Below are 14,581 nucleotides of genomic sequence, written 5' to 3'. Positions count from 1 at the left end.
CGCCCGGACGGCAACGGGAGGACATCCACTGTGTTCAGTGTCAGGCCACGTCGTGGCCTCATCGGCCTGCTCGGGTTGACCCTGGGGGTCACCGGGCTGACGGTCGTCACCACCGACGGCGCCGCCGTGGCGGCGCCGCACGCCGACACCCCACCACCGGTCCAGATCGGCTGGGTGGACTCGGCCACCCCGGCGAAGGCGTACAACGGGACAGGTACGGGCCTGCCGCTCGGCACCCGCGTGGACGACGCCGGGAAGTCGCACACCTCGCGGGTCTACGCCACCTTCGACCTGTCCCAGTTCGAGGGGAAGAAGATCTACGGCGGAAAGGTCTTCACCGACGAGCGAAACGTCGCGGACTGTGGCAAGCGGGCGATCGAAATCTGGCGTACGAAGCCGGTGAGCGCCACGCCCACGTGGAACCGGCAGCCGGAGCCGATCGGGAAGCTCGATGAGATCACCGACGCGTCGGAGTGGTGCCCCTGGCTTCTCTCCTTCGACGTCGGCGCCGCGGTGCAGGACGCGGTCGCCCATAAGGAGCGGCGGATCACGTTCCAGATCCGGGTCCCGGAGCAGTACGAGCCGGACCCGACGTACGCCCGGGAGTTCTACCGGTACAACCAGGTCCAGCTGTCCGTGTCCTACAACTCGCCGCCCACGATCGACAACGCGCGCCTCTACAACGGCGGAGTCGCCTGCTCTCAACTGCGGCCGTACCCGCGGCTGAGTGGCTTCGCCCGGGTTCTCCAGGCGGTCGGCGCCGACGCCGACGGATCGGACCGCCTCCGCACCGACGTGGCGATCTGGCCCACGGGGCACCCGGAGCAGCGTCGGGAGTTCGGCGCCGACCAGGGTGCCTCCGGCAGGGCGAACACGGTCCGCCTGCCCGAGGACGCCCTGGCCGACGGCACGTCGTACGTCTGGCAGGCCCGTGTCGGCGACGGCGTGGACACTTCGGCGTGGTCGAAGAAGTGCTACTTCACCTACGACGCCACCGCGCCGGCCGCGCCGGCCGTGACCTCGTCCAACTACCCCTCCTCGACCAGCGGCCAGACCGCCCCGCCCGGCGTGCCCGGCGTGTTCACCTTCTCCGGCAACGGGAAGAAGGACGTGGCAGGCTTCCAGTACCGATGGGGGGACCTCGGAGTCAACGTCTGCGAGTGGAGTGGCGATCTCGGCCAGTTGGTCTGCCCGGACCCCCTGACCTACCCCGGTACGGTGCGAGCCGACTCGCCGGGCGGCACGGCCACCGTGACCGCCAATCCGCCGAACGCCGGCCCGCAGCGGCTCACCGTCCGCTCGATCGACCTCGCCGGCAACGTCTCCGCGCCGGTGGTCTACGAGGTGTTCGTCCCGTCGGCGGCGCCGCAGGTCCAGACGCCGGACGGACCGCCGGAGTGGAACCGGGACGTGCTGCTGAAGCTCACCCCGGCGGCCGGCGTCACCGGCGTGTACGAGTACGAGATCACCGTCAACAACGGTCCGCCGGAGACCCGTCAGGCCGATGAGGACGGGGTCGGCTACTTCAGCTTCCGGGCCACCGATCCGGACGGCTACTGGGTGACGGTACGCAGCCGAAGCGCCAACGGGTTCGTCTCGGAGGAGGGCACCTGGTGGGCCATCTTCAACCCGTGGCCGGATGTACGCTCCGACGTCTACCAGCAGCCGGCGGACGGGCACCCGGTGGGGGGTGCCGGGGTTCCCGGCACTTTCACGTTCTCGCCGCCGGCGGGCTGGTCCGACGTGACTGCCTACCGCTACTCGTTCGACGGGGACGGCGAGCTGACCGAGATCACCGCCGACGGCGACGGTCGGGCCAGCGTCACGTGGACGCCGACCGTGGGTGGGTATGTCACGCTGATCGTCTACGCGGTCAAGGCCGACGGCACCGTGAGTGACTACCCCAACTGGTACTCGTTCGAGGTCGCCGGCACCGCCTGACCGGCGGGAAGCGGGGCGGGGTGGACGGAGACCGTCCGCCCCGCCCCGTCAGTCGTGCAACTCGGTGCGGGCCACCTCGGCGAACGCCGCGTTCAGGTAGTCGGCGAACGGGCGTCCGGTGACCGCCAGCAGGTCGGCGACGAGCAGCGGGGCGTGCCGGGCGACCGCCGCCGGGTCGGGCAGGTTGTCGTCGTCGCCCGGGTCGTAGACGCCGAGCGCGCCGGCCAGCAGCACCAGCAGCACGTGCGGGTCGACCTCGGGCCACCACGTCGCGGCCGACCGGACGCAACGCTCCAGCACCTGGCGTACGTCGTCGCCGTCCAGCCCGTCCGGATGCCCCTCCTCCAGCAGCAGCCGCACCGCGCCGCCGAGCACCAGCCCGGCCCGGTCGGCGGCGGCGAGCCGCTCCACGGCCGGCCGGTACGCCTCGGCGTCCCGCTCCCGGGCGGCGTCGACCGCGTCCGTGGCGCTCACGGCGATCTCACGGGCCGAGGCAGGCAGATGACGCCACGTCGCACTCACCGCCCCAGCATGGCAGACCACACCCCTCCCCTCCCCTCCCTCCCCTCCCCACTCGTTGATCAAGGAGTTTGCGTCGCCGCGCGGCGCGCTCCCGACGCAAACCTCTTGATCAACGCGCTGAGGAGGGGGTGCGGGCGGTGGGGGGAGACGGCAGTGGGCCCCGGAGCAGTGCTCCGGGGCCCACTGGCGGTACGGGTCAGGCGGCGGGGACCTCCGCGGTGGTCTGGATCCGGTCCAGCGCCGGCGCGGACACCGGCGACTTCTCGGTCAGGTACGCGGTGAAGGCGTCCAGGTCGATCTGGCCGGTCACCGCGTTGGTGCCGCCGGTCAGGACGCTGAAGCCGTCGCCGCCACCGGCGAGGAAGTTGTTCACCGTGACCCGGTAGGTCGCGGTGTCGGTCACCGGGGTGCCGTTGATGGTGAGGCTGCCCCGGACCACCCGGCTGCCGGCACACGGCGTACCGGCCGGCGCGGTGGTGCCGTTGACGTCCACCACGTAGTGCACGGACGAGGACGCGTAGAGCACCCGCGCCACGGTGAACTGCTGCTCCAGCATGCAGTAGAGCTGCGCGCCGGTCAGGTCCAGCGTCACCAGGTTGTTGGCGAACGGCTGGACGGTGAACGCCTCGGCGTAGGTGACCGGGCCGGCGTCGAGGTCGGCGCGGACACCACCGGGGTTCATAAACGCGGCGACCGCGTTCTGCTCGGTGTCGGTGGCGGCGAGCTGGGCGTCGGCGATCACGTTGCCCAGCGGCGACTCACCGGTCTGGTACGTCGGCTTGCCGTTGGCGTCGACCCCGGTCTGGTACAGGTTCTCCTGGGTCTTGGTGATCGCGGTGGTGGTCTCGCCGACCACCCGGTCGGCCACCGGGCCGAGCGCGGTCTTGTACCGGCTGATCAGCTCGGTCGAGGCCGGGTCCTTGGCGACGTCCCGGGTGACCACCACGTTGTTCGCCGACGCGCTGACCACGTCCCGGGTACGCGGGTCGATCTTCAGGTTGATGTCGGTGACGAGGCGGCCGAACGAGCTGGCGCTGGTGACCAGCTTGCCGTTGATGTTGCAGTTGTACGCGGCGTGGGTGTGGCCGCTGACGATCACGTCGATCGCCGGGTCCATCCGGTTGGCGATGTCGACGATCGGGCCGCTGAACCCGGTGCAGTCGTTGATGCCGCCGCCGTTCTGCACGCCACCCTCGTGCAGCAGCACGACGATGCTCTTCACGCCGAGCAGCCGCAGGATCTTGGCGTACTTGTTGGCGGTGTCGGCCTCGTCGGTGAAGCGCAGCCCGGCCACGCCCTGCTGGCTGACGATGTTCGGGGTGCCCTCCAGGGTCATGCCGATGAAGCCGATCGGCACACCCTTGACGATCTTGATGCCGAACGGCTGCATCAGCGGCAGGCCGGTGGAGGTCTTGAACGCGTTGGCGGAGAGGTACTTGAACTTCGCGCCCTCGAACGGCGTGCCGTCGGCGCAGCCGTCCACCGGGTGGCAGCCGCCGCGCTGCATCCGCAGCAGCTCCTTGGCGCCCTCGTCGAACTCGTGGTTGCCGACGCTGGCGAACTCGAGCCCGGCGAGGTTCATCTCCTCGATGGTGGGCTCGTCGTGGAACGCGGCGGAGAGCAGCGGCGAGGCGCCGATCAGGTCGCCCGCGGCGACCGTGACGGTGCCCTTGCCCTGCGCCTGCGCCGCGGCGCGCATGGCCTTCAGGTGGCTGGCCAGGTATTCGGCGCCACCGGCGGCCTGCCCGTCGATGGTGCCGCTGGAGCCGGTCGGCGGCTCCAGGTTGCCGTGGAAGTCGTTGATCGCGAGCAGTTGGACGTCGACCGGCTTCGAGTGGGCCTCAGCCTGGTCGGGGGTGACGGCGACGGCGGTGAACGCGGTCGCGGCGAGTGCGGCCAGGCCGACGGCGGCCCGGCGGCGCATCCCGGGGACGGACATGGAACTCCTCGTGAGATACCGGCGCGTGGTTGCCCGGACGATGGTTCGCCCGGCGACCCTGATGCGTGCCGTGACAGGGGTCGATCGCGGAAGGCGGCACTCGGGGGAACGCCGCCCCGCCCGGGGTAGCTTCTCATCCACCGGCCCGCAGGTCGACCGGGGTGGCAATCGGAATGTTCACCGCGCCAGGCGACCCGTGCCGGTCTGCCCGACGAGTCCGACATGACCGTCGGGTGAATTCCCGCACGGCGCACGCCGGCCACGAAAGGGCGCCGGCCCCCAGGGACCAGGGAGCCGGCGCCGTCGCTCATGTCACGCCGAAAACGTTGCTGTGGCAACCTTCCTGACCGGAAAAACCCCCGGCGGGCCACCCGTCGCCGGCCGAACGGCCGTTCATGTCCACCGGTCCGGCGGCCGGAGCGGACTGTCCGAACTCGACCTGGACACCGGAGGGCGGGTCGGCGACCGCGACGTGGGCGGCGCCGACCAGCGTCCGGAGCGCCGCCCGGCTCCACCGCCCGGCGACACCCGGCCGGCCGGACAGATAGTCGACGGTGCGCGCCACACCCCAGCCGTGCGCCTCCCGCAGCCCCCGGGCCAGCATGCCGAGATAGACCGGGGCGGGTCGGGTCCAGGGCACCGTCACCGCGCGGTGCGGGGCGGTGAACGTGAGCATCGGCCGGCCGTCGCGCTCCCCGACCCGTAGCAGCGTCTCGTACCGGCCCGGACCGAGCGTGGCCCGACCGGTCGCGACCGCCGCGCGGATCCCGGCCAGATCCGCGCCGGGCGTCCGGTACATCTCCTGGGCGGCGATGTCGGCGAACTGCTCGGCCGTGACCAGGTAGCCGCGGACCGCCGCCCGGCCGGGCAGCTCCGGGTCGTAGAACGCCATGCCGCCGGTCCAGGCACGGGACTCGCCGGCGAAGTAGACGCCGCCGGGGATCAGCGCCGGGACCGTCCGGCGCGGCGGTCGGCAGTCCCGGCAGCCCGGGTACGTGCGCAGCCCGCCCGCTGGGCGCCCGCCGCGCAGGTACCGGTCGAGCCGCGCGGCGTGCAGGTTCGACCCGTACGCGACGTACCAGAGCAGGGACACCGGAGCGGTCAGAACCCGCACGTCCGGCCGGCGGCGTGACTGACCTGGACGGTGTGCGTGACGCAGCCCCCGTCGGCGACCCGGTGCAGCAGGAACCCGGTTGGCTCGGCGACCCAGCCGATCTCGTCCCCGTCGGTCATGGTCAGGCTGGCCTGGATCCAGGTGCTCGGCGCGCAGGTCAGCACCGTACCGGCGAACGCGCTGGTCACCGGGCGGTGCAGGTGGCCCGCGGCGACGCGTACGACGTGGGGGTGTCGGGCGATCACGGCGGCGAGCGCGTCGGCGTCGGCGAGCCGGATGGCGTCGGCGGCCGGGAGGCCCACCGCGACCGGCGGATGGTGCAGGCACACGACGGCGGGCGCCTCCGGCCGGCCGGCGAGCACCCCGTCGAGCCAGTCGAGCTGCTCGTCGCCGAGGCGACCGCCGGAGCCGCCCGGGGTGAGCGAGTCGAGCACCACGAGCGTCGCCTCCGGGTGGTCGACGTGGTAGTGCGCGGAGAACCCGCCGGCCAGGTGGGGGGTGCCGCCGAACGTGTCGAGCAGCGACTCGCGGTCGTCGTGGTTGCCGGCGGCCAGGTGGACCGGCAGCGGGAACCGCCCGACGATCTCGCGGAGGGCGAGGTATTCGTCCGGCCGGCCGTGACCGGTGAGATCGCCGGTGATCACCACGCAGTCGGGCCGGGGGCGCAGGGCGAGCGCCGTGCCGAGCGCCCGGTGCAGGCCGGCCGCCGGCTCGGCGGCGAGCGGGCCGGTGGTCACGTGCGGATCGCTGAGCTGGGCGATGAGCATCGGCGCCTCCTCGGGCCGGGACCCCTCACGCTACCGCCGCCCCGGCCCGCGCGTTGCCCACAGGCCGCGTCCACAGCCTGTGGATAGCACATGTGTACGAAGGTCGACGGCGGTCCCGCTGAGTACGCTTGATCGCGAACCCACCCCCTCCGAGCAGGAACGACGTGGATCACGAGCGAGTCCTCCGCGACGTCACGGTGCGCCTTCCCACGGCGTCGACCGTGCCGGAGGCGTGCCAGTGGACCGTCACCGCGCTCGCCCGGCACACCCCGGCGACCGCCTCCGTCCTGCTCCGCGTCCACGACCGCCTCCGGTGCGTCGCGGCCACCGGCGCCTGGCAGGTCTTCTCCCACGTCCCGGCGACGGCCGACGATGCCGGGCCGGCCCGGCACCGGCCCGAACCGTCGGTGGTGCGGCGGGTCTACGCCTCCGGCGAGACCGCCGCCGTGCCCGACGTCGCCGCCGACCCCGACTACCTCCCGATCCGCCCGGACGTCACCACGGAACTCTGCGTGCCGGTACGCGACCCGGCCGGCCGCCCGATCGGCGTGCTCGATCTCCAGTGGAGCGAGCCGGTCACGCTGGCTCCCTGGCAGGAGACCGCCGAGCGGCTGGCCGACCGGCTCGGCGCCCGGATCGCGGCGCTCGGCGGCCCGCCCGCCGAGAGCCGCAGCGAGAAGCTGCTCCGGCACGCCGCCGCGTTCACCGCCGCCGGAACCGACTGGGACCTGATGACCGCCGCCATCGCCGCGGCCCGGGACGTGTCCGCGCTCTCCGCAGCCGTGCTGGTGCTCACCGGTCGCGGTGGCCCTCGGCTGGGCGCGCCCACCGACACCCCGGGGGAGTTGGAGGCGCGGATCCGGGCCGAGCTGGCCGAGGCCGGCCCCGCCACGCTGGACCGGATCATCGACCGCGCCCACCGCTACGGGTCGGCGTACACGCTGGGCGAGGCGGGGCAGCCGCCGACCGAGGAGTGCCTGCCGCTGACCCGGGCCGGCGCGCGCACGCTGGTGGCGGTGCCGGTCGGCACGCCGTCGAGCGGCGGCGTGCTGCTGGTCGCCGACGGAAGGTCACTGCGGCCCGACCCGACCACGGTCAACCTGATCGAGCTGTTGGCCGGGCAGGCGTGGACCTGTCTGGACCGGCTACGGACGCTGGCGCGGCTGCGCGAGCAGGCCAGTTCGGACCCGCTCACCGGGCTGCGGCACACCGGCCCGTTCGGGCAGCGGATCGCCACCGCCACGCCGGGGCGTACCGCGCTGCTGGCCATCGACGTGGACGGGTTCAAGCACGTCAACGACACGTACGGCCACCAGGCCGGCGACCGGCTGCTGGTGGGACTGGCCCGGGCGCTGGAGGGCGCGCTGCGGCAGGGCGACGAGCTGTACCGGACCGGCGGCGACGAGTTCTTCGCGGTGATCGAGGTGAGCCACCCGCAGGAGGCGGTCCGGATCGCCGAGCGGCTCACCGAGGCGGCCCGCCGCACCGGCCGGACGATCAGCGTCGGCATCGCGCTGCCCCGCCCCGACGAGCCCCCGGAGCGCACCCTGCACCGCGCCGACCAGGCCCTCTACGCGGTGAAGCGGCACGGCCGAGACGGCGTCCACCTATCCGCCGCCTGACCGCCGCCTCTTCTCCCGGCGATCTTGCACTTCCGGCCCCACCCGCGCGGCATTCACCCCTTTTGCCGGGGCACAAAGTGCAAGATCAACGCGCCTGGGAGGTGAGTTCCTTGGCCAGGAGTTCGGCGATCTGGGCGGTGTTGAGGGCGGCGCCCTTACGGAGGTTGTCGCCGGTCACGAACAGGTCCAGCGCGCGGGGATCGTCCACCGCCCGGCGGATGCGGCCGACCCAGGACGGGTCGGTGCCGACCGCGTCGATCGGCATCGGGAACTCCCCGGCGGCCGGGTCGTCGACCAGGATCACGCCCGGCGCGTTGCGCAACGCCTCGCGGGCCCCCTCGGCGGCCACCTCGGTGGCGAAGACCGCGTGCACGGCGACCGAGTGACCGGTCACCACCGGCACCCGTACGCAGGTCGCGGAGACCTTCAGGTCGGGCAGGCCGAGGATCTTGCGAGACTCGTTGCGGAGCTTCAACTCCTCGGAGGACCAGCCGCCGTCACCGAGCGAGCCGGCCCAGGGCACCACGTTGAGCGCCAACGGGGCCGGGAACGGGCCCAGTTCCTCGCCGACCGCCTGGCGTACGTCGCCGGCCCGGGAGCCGAGCGCCCGGTCACCGGCGATCTTGCCGAGCTGGAGGTGCAGCGCGTCCACCCCGGTCCGCCCCGCCCCGGAGGCCGACTGGTAGGAGGCGAGGACCAGCTCGCGCAGGCCGTACTCGCGGTGCAGCGGGGCGATCGCCACGATCATCGCCAGCGTGGTGCAGTTGGCGTTGGCGATGATCCCCTTGGGCCGGTTGCGTACCTGATCGGGGTTGATCTCGGGGACCACCAGCGGCACGTCGCGGTCCATCCGGAACGCGCCGGAGTTGTCCACCACCACCGCGCCCCGGGACACCGCGATCGGCGCCCATTCGGCCGAGACGTCGTCGGGCAGGTCGAACATCGCCACGTCGACGCCGTCGAACGCGTCGGCGGTGAGCGCCCGGACGGTCAGCTCCTCGCCCCGGCACAGCACCCGGCGGCCGACCGAGCGCTCGGAGGCGAGCAGTCGGATCTCGCCCCACACGTTGCGGCGGGAGGAGAGGATCTGGCACATCACCGTGCCGACGGCACCGGTCGCCCCGACCACGGCGAGGGTGGGCAGCGACGGCATCCGCGCTACCGCCCGGTGCCGGCGTAGACGACGGCTTCGGTGTCACCACCCAGCTCGAAGGCGTCGTGGATCGACTTGACCGCCTTGTCGAGGTCGGTGTCCCGGCAGACCACGGAGACCCGGATCTCGGACGTGGAGATCATTTCGATGTTCACCCCGGCGGTGGCGAGCGCGGCGAAGAAGCCTGCGGCGACGCCCGGGTGCGAGCGCATGCCGGCGCCGATCAGGGAGACCTTGCCGACGTGGTCGTCGTAGAGCAGGCCCTTGAACTTGACCGGCTCCTGGATCTTGCTGAGCGCGGCCATCGCGGTCGGCCCGTCCGCCTTGGGCAGCGTGAACGAGATGTCGGTGCGGCCGGTGCCTTCGGTGGAGACGTTCTGCACGATCATGTCGATGTTGATCTCGGCACCGGCCACGGTGTCGAAGATCCGCGCGGCGGCACCCGGCTCGTCGGGCACCCCGACGATGGTGATCTTCGCCTCGCTGCGGTCGTGGGCGACCCCGGTGATCAGTGCCTGTTCCACGGGAAGGTCCTCCATCGATCCGGTGACCATGGTGCCGGTGTTGGTCGAGTATGACGAACGGACGTGGATCGGCAACCCCGCGCGCCGGGCGTACTCGACGCTGCGCAGGTGCAGCACCTTCGCGCCGCAGGCGGCCAGCTCCAACATCTCCTCGTAGGTGATGTGCTTGATGTGCCGGGCGTTCGGCACGATCCGCGGGTCGGCGGAGAAGATGCCGTCCACGTCGGTGTAGATCTCGCAGACGTCCGCGTGCAGCGCGGCGGCGAGCGCCACCGCGGTGGTGTCCGAGCCGCCCCGGCCGAGCGTGGTGACGTCCTTGGTGTCCTGCGAGACACCCTGGAAGCCGGCGACGATCACCACCGCGCCCTCGTCGAGCGCGCCCTTGAGCCGCCCCGGGGTCACGTCGATGATCCGGGCGCGGCCGTGCACCGAGGTGGTGATCACGCCGGCCTGGGAACCGGTGAACGAGCGGGCTTCGTACCCCAGGTTGTGGATGGCCATGGCGAGCAGCGCCATGGAGATCCGCTCCCCGGCGGTGAGCAGCATGTCCAGCTCGCGGCCGGGCGGCAGCGGGCTGACCTGGTTGGCCAGGTCGAGCAGCTCGTCGGTGGTGTCGCCCATGGCGGAGACCACCACGACCACGTCGTCGCCCGCCTTGCGGGCCGCCACGATGCGCTCGGCCACCCGCTTGATCCGCTCGGCGTTGGCGACGGAGGACCCGCCGTACTTCTGCACCACGAGTGCCACGACTGTGCACTCCCTCCCGGTGACGACCCTGAGCGTGCCGACGCCGCCGGGTCTGAAGGTCCGGCGGCGCGTGTCAGACGCCCTCAGGGTATCGGGCGGGCCGTACGGCCGGGTCGGGTGATCCCACCATCCGGCCCGGCGTGGGGCGGCTCACCAGCCCCGGGCGTCACGCGGCACGGCCGGCGGCACCGGCCCGGACGTCGTGCGACACGCCAAGCGGTACAGCCGTACGGTGGGCTGACCGGAGCCACCGTCGCACCGCAGAATGACCCGGTGCACGCTCATCGACGCGCGGCCCGCCGGCTGTCCGGCACCCTCGCGCTCACCCTGCCGACGCTGCTGGCCGCCTGCGTCGCCGACCCGCCGGGTTCGGCGCCGGCCGGCACCGTCGATCCCGTGCCGGTGCAGGTCGACGCCGCCCGCGACGAGCTGGCCGGGTTGGCCGCCGCCGCGCAGGACCGGCACCTCACCGCCACGTACGCGTTCGCGCCGCCCGACGGCCCCACCCGCACGGTGGCGGTGACCAGCGGGAACGACGGAAGCTGGCGGGTCGACGTGCCCGGCTGGGGGCGGGACGGCACGGTCGACGTCTCGCTCGCCGCCACCTCGGACGGGCTCTTCCAGTGCGCCCTGCCCTCGGCCGGTTGGACGGGGCCCGCCGGCTGCGTTCGCCTCGGCGACGCCGACGACGCGGTGCCCCGCCGGCTGGACCCGCGTGTGCAGCACCCGTTCACCGACTGGCTGGAGGTGCTCACCGACCGGCGGGCCCCGCTGGCGGTCTCCCCCGCCCCGCCGCCGGTGGGCGTCACCGGCCGGTGCTATGCGGTCGACTCCACCTCGGCCTCGCTGAACGCACCGCTGGACGTGGGCGTCTACTGCTTCGGTGAGGACGGCACCCCGGTGGCGGTCCGCGCCACGCTCGGCAGCCTCACGCTGACCGGCTCGCCCGGCCCGGCGCCGGCGACCGTCGAGCTGGCCGGGGCGGTGAGCGAGGGGGAGCCGGTGGGCCGGGACGCGCCGACGCCCGGAACGTCGTAGCACTTTGTCCGTTACGGGTGGCCTTGCCCACATCACTCCACCCCGACTCTGACGACAAACCGGGCATCAGGGACGCTCTACCCATGACCGACCTGACCCCGCTGCTCGCCTTCCGCTGGAGCCCTCGTGCGTTCGACCCCGACGCCGAGTTGACCGCCGACGAGGTGGCCGCGCTGCTGGAGGCGGCCCGCTGGGCGCCCTCGGCCGGCAACGCGCAGCCGTGGCGGTTCGCGCTCGGGCACCGGCAGGACGAGACGTGGAAGCGGATCCTGGTCGGCCTGCCCGACACCGACCAGGGCTGGGCCCGGCACGCCGCCGCCCTGCTGCTCGCCGCGCACGCCGGCGGCGACCCGGAGCGGAGCGCGTACGACCTGGGCCAGGCCGTCGCCCACCTCACCGTGCAGGCCACCGCGCTCGGCCTGCACGTCCGCCAGGTCACCCGCCTGGACCGCCCCCGCCTCGCCGCCGAGCTGGACCTGCCCGACGACGTCCGGCCGCTGGTGGTGGCCGCGGTCGGCCGCCTCGGCGACCCGGCCACGCTCCCACCCGACCTGTACGCCCGGGAGACCGCGCTCCGCCGCCGCCGACCCCTCCCCGCCCTGCTGCTGCGCTGACGGCGACCGCCCGCACCCGACCCGGCTCAGCTGCCCCGGGCGGCGCGCAGCAGGGCGGCGCCGACCTCGGTGTTGCGGTAGAGCACGCGCCGCCCGGACGGGAACCGGGCCACCAGCCCGGCGGCGTGCAGCGCGGACAGGTGCTGGGAGACATTCCCGGCCGACATCCCGGTGAGCCGGGCCAGGTCGGTCGTGGTCACCGCCGTGTCGAGCAGGTGCAGCAGCGCGGCCCGGCCGGCGCCGACCACCCGGGCCAGCGGGTCACCGGGCGGGGCCGGGACGCGCGCCCAGAGCGTCCCGACCGCCCGGACCGGGTACGCCCCGGCGGGCAGCGAGTCCTCCAGCAGGTTCCACAGCACCCGCCGGTAGGTGAACACCCCCGGGTTCAGCGCCAGCCCTCGGCCACGCAGGTCGAAGTCCCGCTCGAACGGGTCGTCGCTGACCACCCGGTCGCCGAGCCAGCGCAGGCTCGGATGGAGTTGCGCGAACAACCGGCCCGCGCCGCCCTCGGCGAGCTGGGCCGCCCGGTAGGCCACGTCGGCGTCGAGCAGCGCCCGCATCCGAGGCCAGTCCGGCGCGATGGCCTCGTCGTGCCAGACCCGCACCGCGTCGACGAGCTGCGGCAGCAGGCCGCGCGGGTCGGCGAGCAGCGCCGCCCCGAACGGGCTCAGCGGCCCGCTCGGCACGGTCGCCAGCAGATCCTGGACCACGACCTGCGGCGGCGTCGCCGCGATCTGGTCGAGCTGCTCGGCCATCCCCACGTCGGGCCGGGCCGCCGGGGTGAGGAAGTCGGGCAGCCAGCGACGCGGCCAGGTCAGCTCCACCAGCGGGCGGACCCGGACGGCCACCTCCGGGCGGCGCAGCGTGACCCGGGCCCGGTCGATCCAGGGCAGGTGCACCGCGTGCCCGACCGGGTCGCGCACCGCCCACATGCTCATGACCGTCTCGTTGGCCGGCGACACGGCGAACCGTACGCCCGCGACGTCGGCCACGGTGAACCGCAACTCGGACACACGCACCCCCGGACGCAGGATTCGGCCCAGCCTAAATGGCTCGACCGGAGCGCGCGGCCCCGGTTTGCTCAGCGGCCATGGGGGCCAGAGAGAGCATCAGCACCGCCGTCCGGCACGTCGTACCGCCGGCCGGGTTGACCCGCGCCCTGGCCGTGCAGGCCATGGTGAACGCCGTCGGCAACGGCCTGTTCCAGGCCGGCAGCGCGGTCTTCTTCACCCGGGCGCTGGGGCTCGGTCCGGCGCAGGTGGGTCTCGGCCTCTCGCTCGCCGCCGGGGCGTCCCTGCTCGGCACCGTCCCGCTGGGCGCGCTCACCGACCGGTACGGTCCGCAGCGGGTGTGGATCGTCGGCCTGCTGCTCGACGCGGCGCTGTTCGCCTCGTACCCGCTCGTCGGCGGCTTCGCCGGGTTCCTCGCCGTGGTGCTCGCGCTGGCCGTGGTGGGCGCCGCCGCCGGCACCGCCCGCCAGGTCTACTCGATCAACGTGCTGCGGCCGGAGGAACGGGTCACCGCGATGGCCTACCAGCGTTCCTCGCTGAACGTCGGCTTCGGGCTCGGCGCCCTGATCAGCGGCCTGGTGCTGGCCGTCGACACGATCTGGGCGTACCGGGGGATGGTCTGGTTCATCGCCACCGTCTTCCTGGTGACCGCCGGCTTCGTCCGGCGGCTGCCCCGGCTGCCGGAGGTGGCCCGCCCGACCGAGCCGACGAGCCGGCTGGCGGTGCTGCGCGACCGCCCGTTCATGGCCGTCGCGCTGCTGTCCGGGCTGCTCACCGCCCACCAGACGCTCTACCTGACCGTGTTGCCGCTGTGGATCCTCACCCGCACCGACGCGCCGAAGACGCTGATCGCCGCGCTGGTGCTGCTCAACACCGTGCTGATCGTGCTGCTCCAGGTGCGGGCCAGCCGGGGCGCGGACACCGCGCCGGGCGCGGCCCGGGCGTCCCGCCGGGGCGCGCTGCTGATCGCCCTGTTCTGCGTGGTCGCGCCGGTCTCCGGGCAGACCCGGGGGCTACTCACCGTGGTGGTGCTGGTGGCCGCCGCGACGCTGCTCATCCTGGCGGAGCTGATCGAGTCGGCGGGCACGTGGGGGCTCACCGCCACGCTGCCACCGGCCGCCCAGCGGGGCGCGTACGTCGGCGCGTTCGGGCTCGGCTCGCAGGTGCAGTTCCTGGTCGCGCCGGCCGGGCTGACCGCGCTCGGCGTGAGCACCGGCGGCTGGGGCTGGTACCCGGCGGCGGCGATCTTCGTGCTGGTCGGGCTGGTGATCGGGCCGGCGGTGGCCCGGGCGGAACGGACGCCCCGGCTGGGCGAGGTGCCGGTGTCCACCGTAGCGGTGAACTCGGTCCCATAGTCCGGACCGGCCTTCCCACCGTCCGTCCCACCACGTAGGGTGACCCTGTCATGTGGCAGGCGTACCTTCTCCTTGGTCGCCGCGACGAGGCCTGACCGGCCGGCACCTCGTCGCGGAGTTGAACCGCGCCGTCCAGCACATCCGAACTTCCTCTCGGCCCCGCCGCGCACCGTCGCCCGGCACCTCGCCGACACCTTCCGATCTGCTGACGCCACATGTTCCAGGGAGCACTCCG

At 73.5% G+C, this 14,581-nt stretch carries 12 protein-coding genes; 5 read left to right on the top strand and 7 right to left on the bottom strand.

Annotation, left to right across the window (positions count from 1 at the left end; all coding sequences use genetic code 11):
- Nucleotides 1-30: 30 nt before the first annotated feature.
- A complete protein-coding gene (locus AB0B02_RS12115) occupies nucleotides 31-1,941 on the top strand; it encodes a hypothetical protein (protein WP_357299683.1) in 1,911 nt (636 codons plus the stop codon).
- A gap of 48 nt (nucleotides 1,942-1,989) precedes the next feature.
- Here the strand turns inward: AB0B02_RS12115 and AB0B02_RS12110 are convergent, their stop codons facing one another.
- The 4 genes from AB0B02_RS12110 to AB0B02_RS12095 form a co-directional block, all read right to left on the bottom strand.
- Nucleotides 1,990-2,484, bottom strand: a complete 495-nt coding sequence (locus AB0B02_RS12110) for a hypothetical protein (RefSeq protein WP_357299680.1) — start codon at nucleotides 2,482-2,484, stop codon at nucleotides 1,990-1,992.
- Nucleotides 2,485-2,659: 175 nt separating this feature from the next.
- Nucleotides 2,660-4,402, bottom strand: coding sequence for a bifunctional metallophosphatase/5'-nucleotidase (locus AB0B02_RS12105; RefSeq protein WP_107159640.1), 1,743 nt, complete (start codon nucleotides 4,400-4,402; stop codon nucleotides 2,660-2,662).
- Nucleotides 4,403-4,709: 307 nt separating this feature from the next.
- Nucleotides 4,710-5,495: a histone deacetylase gene (locus AB0B02_RS12100; RefSeq protein WP_281934259.1), complete on the bottom strand. Its 786-nt coding sequence runs from the start codon at nucleotides 5,493-5,495 to the stop codon at nucleotides 4,710-4,712.
- A gap of 8 nt (nucleotides 5,496-5,503) precedes the next feature.
- Nucleotides 5,504-6,283: a phosphodiesterase gene (locus tag AB0B02_RS12095; protein ID WP_281934257.1), complete on the bottom strand. Its 780-nt coding sequence runs from the start codon at nucleotides 6,281-6,283 to the stop codon at nucleotides 5,504-5,506.
- Nucleotides 6,284-6,447: 164 nt separating this feature from the next.
- Between AB0B02_RS12095 and AB0B02_RS12090 the strand changes: the two genes are divergently transcribed.
- Nucleotides 6,448-7,905, top strand: a complete 1,458-nt coding sequence (locus AB0B02_RS12090) for a diguanylate cyclase (protein ID WP_281934255.1) — start codon at nucleotides 6,448-6,450, stop codon at nucleotides 7,903-7,905.
- Between the two features lie 85 nt (nucleotides 7,906-7,990).
- Here AB0B02_RS12090 and AB0B02_RS12085 read toward each other — a convergent pair whose 3' ends face one another.
- Nucleotides 7,991-9,058 carry an aspartate-semialdehyde dehydrogenase gene (locus AB0B02_RS12085; protein ID WP_281934253.1) on the bottom strand — a complete coding sequence of 356 codons (1,068 nt, stop codon included), beginning with the start codon at nucleotides 9,056-9,058 and terminating at the stop codon, nucleotides 7,991-7,993.
- Nucleotides 9,059-9,063: 5 nt separating this feature from the next.
- Entirely contained in the window at nucleotides 9,064-10,329 is a 1,266-nt protein-coding gene (locus AB0B02_RS12080; RefSeq protein ID WP_281934251.1) for an aspartate kinase, read from the bottom strand.
- Nucleotides 10,330-10,602: 273 nt separating this feature from the next.
- Here AB0B02_RS12080 and AB0B02_RS12075 point away from each other — a divergent pair, with 273 nt between their 5' ends.
- Both AB0B02_RS12075 and AB0B02_RS12070 read left to right on the top strand, forming a co-directional pair.
- Nucleotides 10,603-11,367 (top strand): hypothetical protein, encoded by a 765-nt coding sequence (locus AB0B02_RS12075; RefSeq protein ID WP_357299673.1) that lies wholly within the window; start codon nucleotides 10,603-10,605, stop codon nucleotides 11,365-11,367.
- Nucleotides 11,368-11,450: 83 nt separating this feature from the next.
- Entirely contained in the window at nucleotides 11,451-11,981 is a 531-nt protein-coding gene (locus AB0B02_RS12070) for a nitroreductase family protein (RefSeq protein WP_357299671.1), read from the top strand.
- A gap of 26 nt (nucleotides 11,982-12,007) precedes the next feature.
- On the opposite strand, the gene AB0B02_RS12065 is transcribed toward AB0B02_RS12070, so the two are convergent.
- A complete protein-coding gene (locus AB0B02_RS12065) occupies nucleotides 12,008-13,000 on the bottom strand; it encodes an ArsR family transcriptional regulator (RefSeq protein WP_357299668.1) in 993 nt (330 codons plus the stop codon).
- A 71-nt stretch (nucleotides 13,001-13,071) separates the two neighbouring features.
- On the opposite strand from AB0B02_RS12065, the gene AB0B02_RS12060 reads away from it, so the two are divergent.
- Nucleotides 13,072-14,346: an MFS transporter gene (locus tag AB0B02_RS12060; RefSeq protein ID WP_357299665.1), complete on the top strand. Its 1,275-nt coding sequence runs from the start codon at nucleotides 13,072-13,074 to the stop codon at nucleotides 14,344-14,346.
- Nucleotides 14,347-14,581: the final 235 nt, after the last annotated feature.

The organism is Micromonospora sp. NPDC049240, from assembly GCF_040647835.1.
Taxonomy (GTDB): domain Bacteria; phylum Actinomycetota; class Actinomycetes; order Mycobacteriales; family Micromonosporaceae; genus Micromonospora.
This window is presented reverse-complemented; position numbering and strand designations above follow the sequence as displayed.

Excerpts from the sequence above, each read along its gene's own strand:
- AB0B02_RS12105 (WP_107159640.1), bottom strand. The coding sequence starts at position 4,402 with ATGTCCGTCCCCGGGATGCGCCGCCGGGCCGCCGTCGGCCTGGCCGCA.
- AB0B02_RS12095 (WP_281934257.1), bottom strand. The coding sequence starts at position 6,283 with ATGCTCATCGCCCAGCTCAGCGATCCGCACGTGACCACCGGCCCGCTC.
- AB0B02_RS12085 (WP_281934253.1), bottom strand. The coding sequence starts at position 9,058 with ATGCCGTCGCTGCCCACCCTCGCCGTGGTCGGGGCGACCGGTGCCGTC.
- AB0B02_RS12070 (WP_357299671.1), top strand. The coding sequence starts at position 11,451 with ATGACCGACCTGACCCCGCTGCTCGCCTTCCGCTGGAGCCCTCGTGCG.
- AB0B02_RS12060 (WP_357299665.1), top strand. The coding sequence starts at position 13,072 with ATGGGGGCCAGAGAGAGCATCAGCACCGCCGTCCGGCACGTCGTACCG.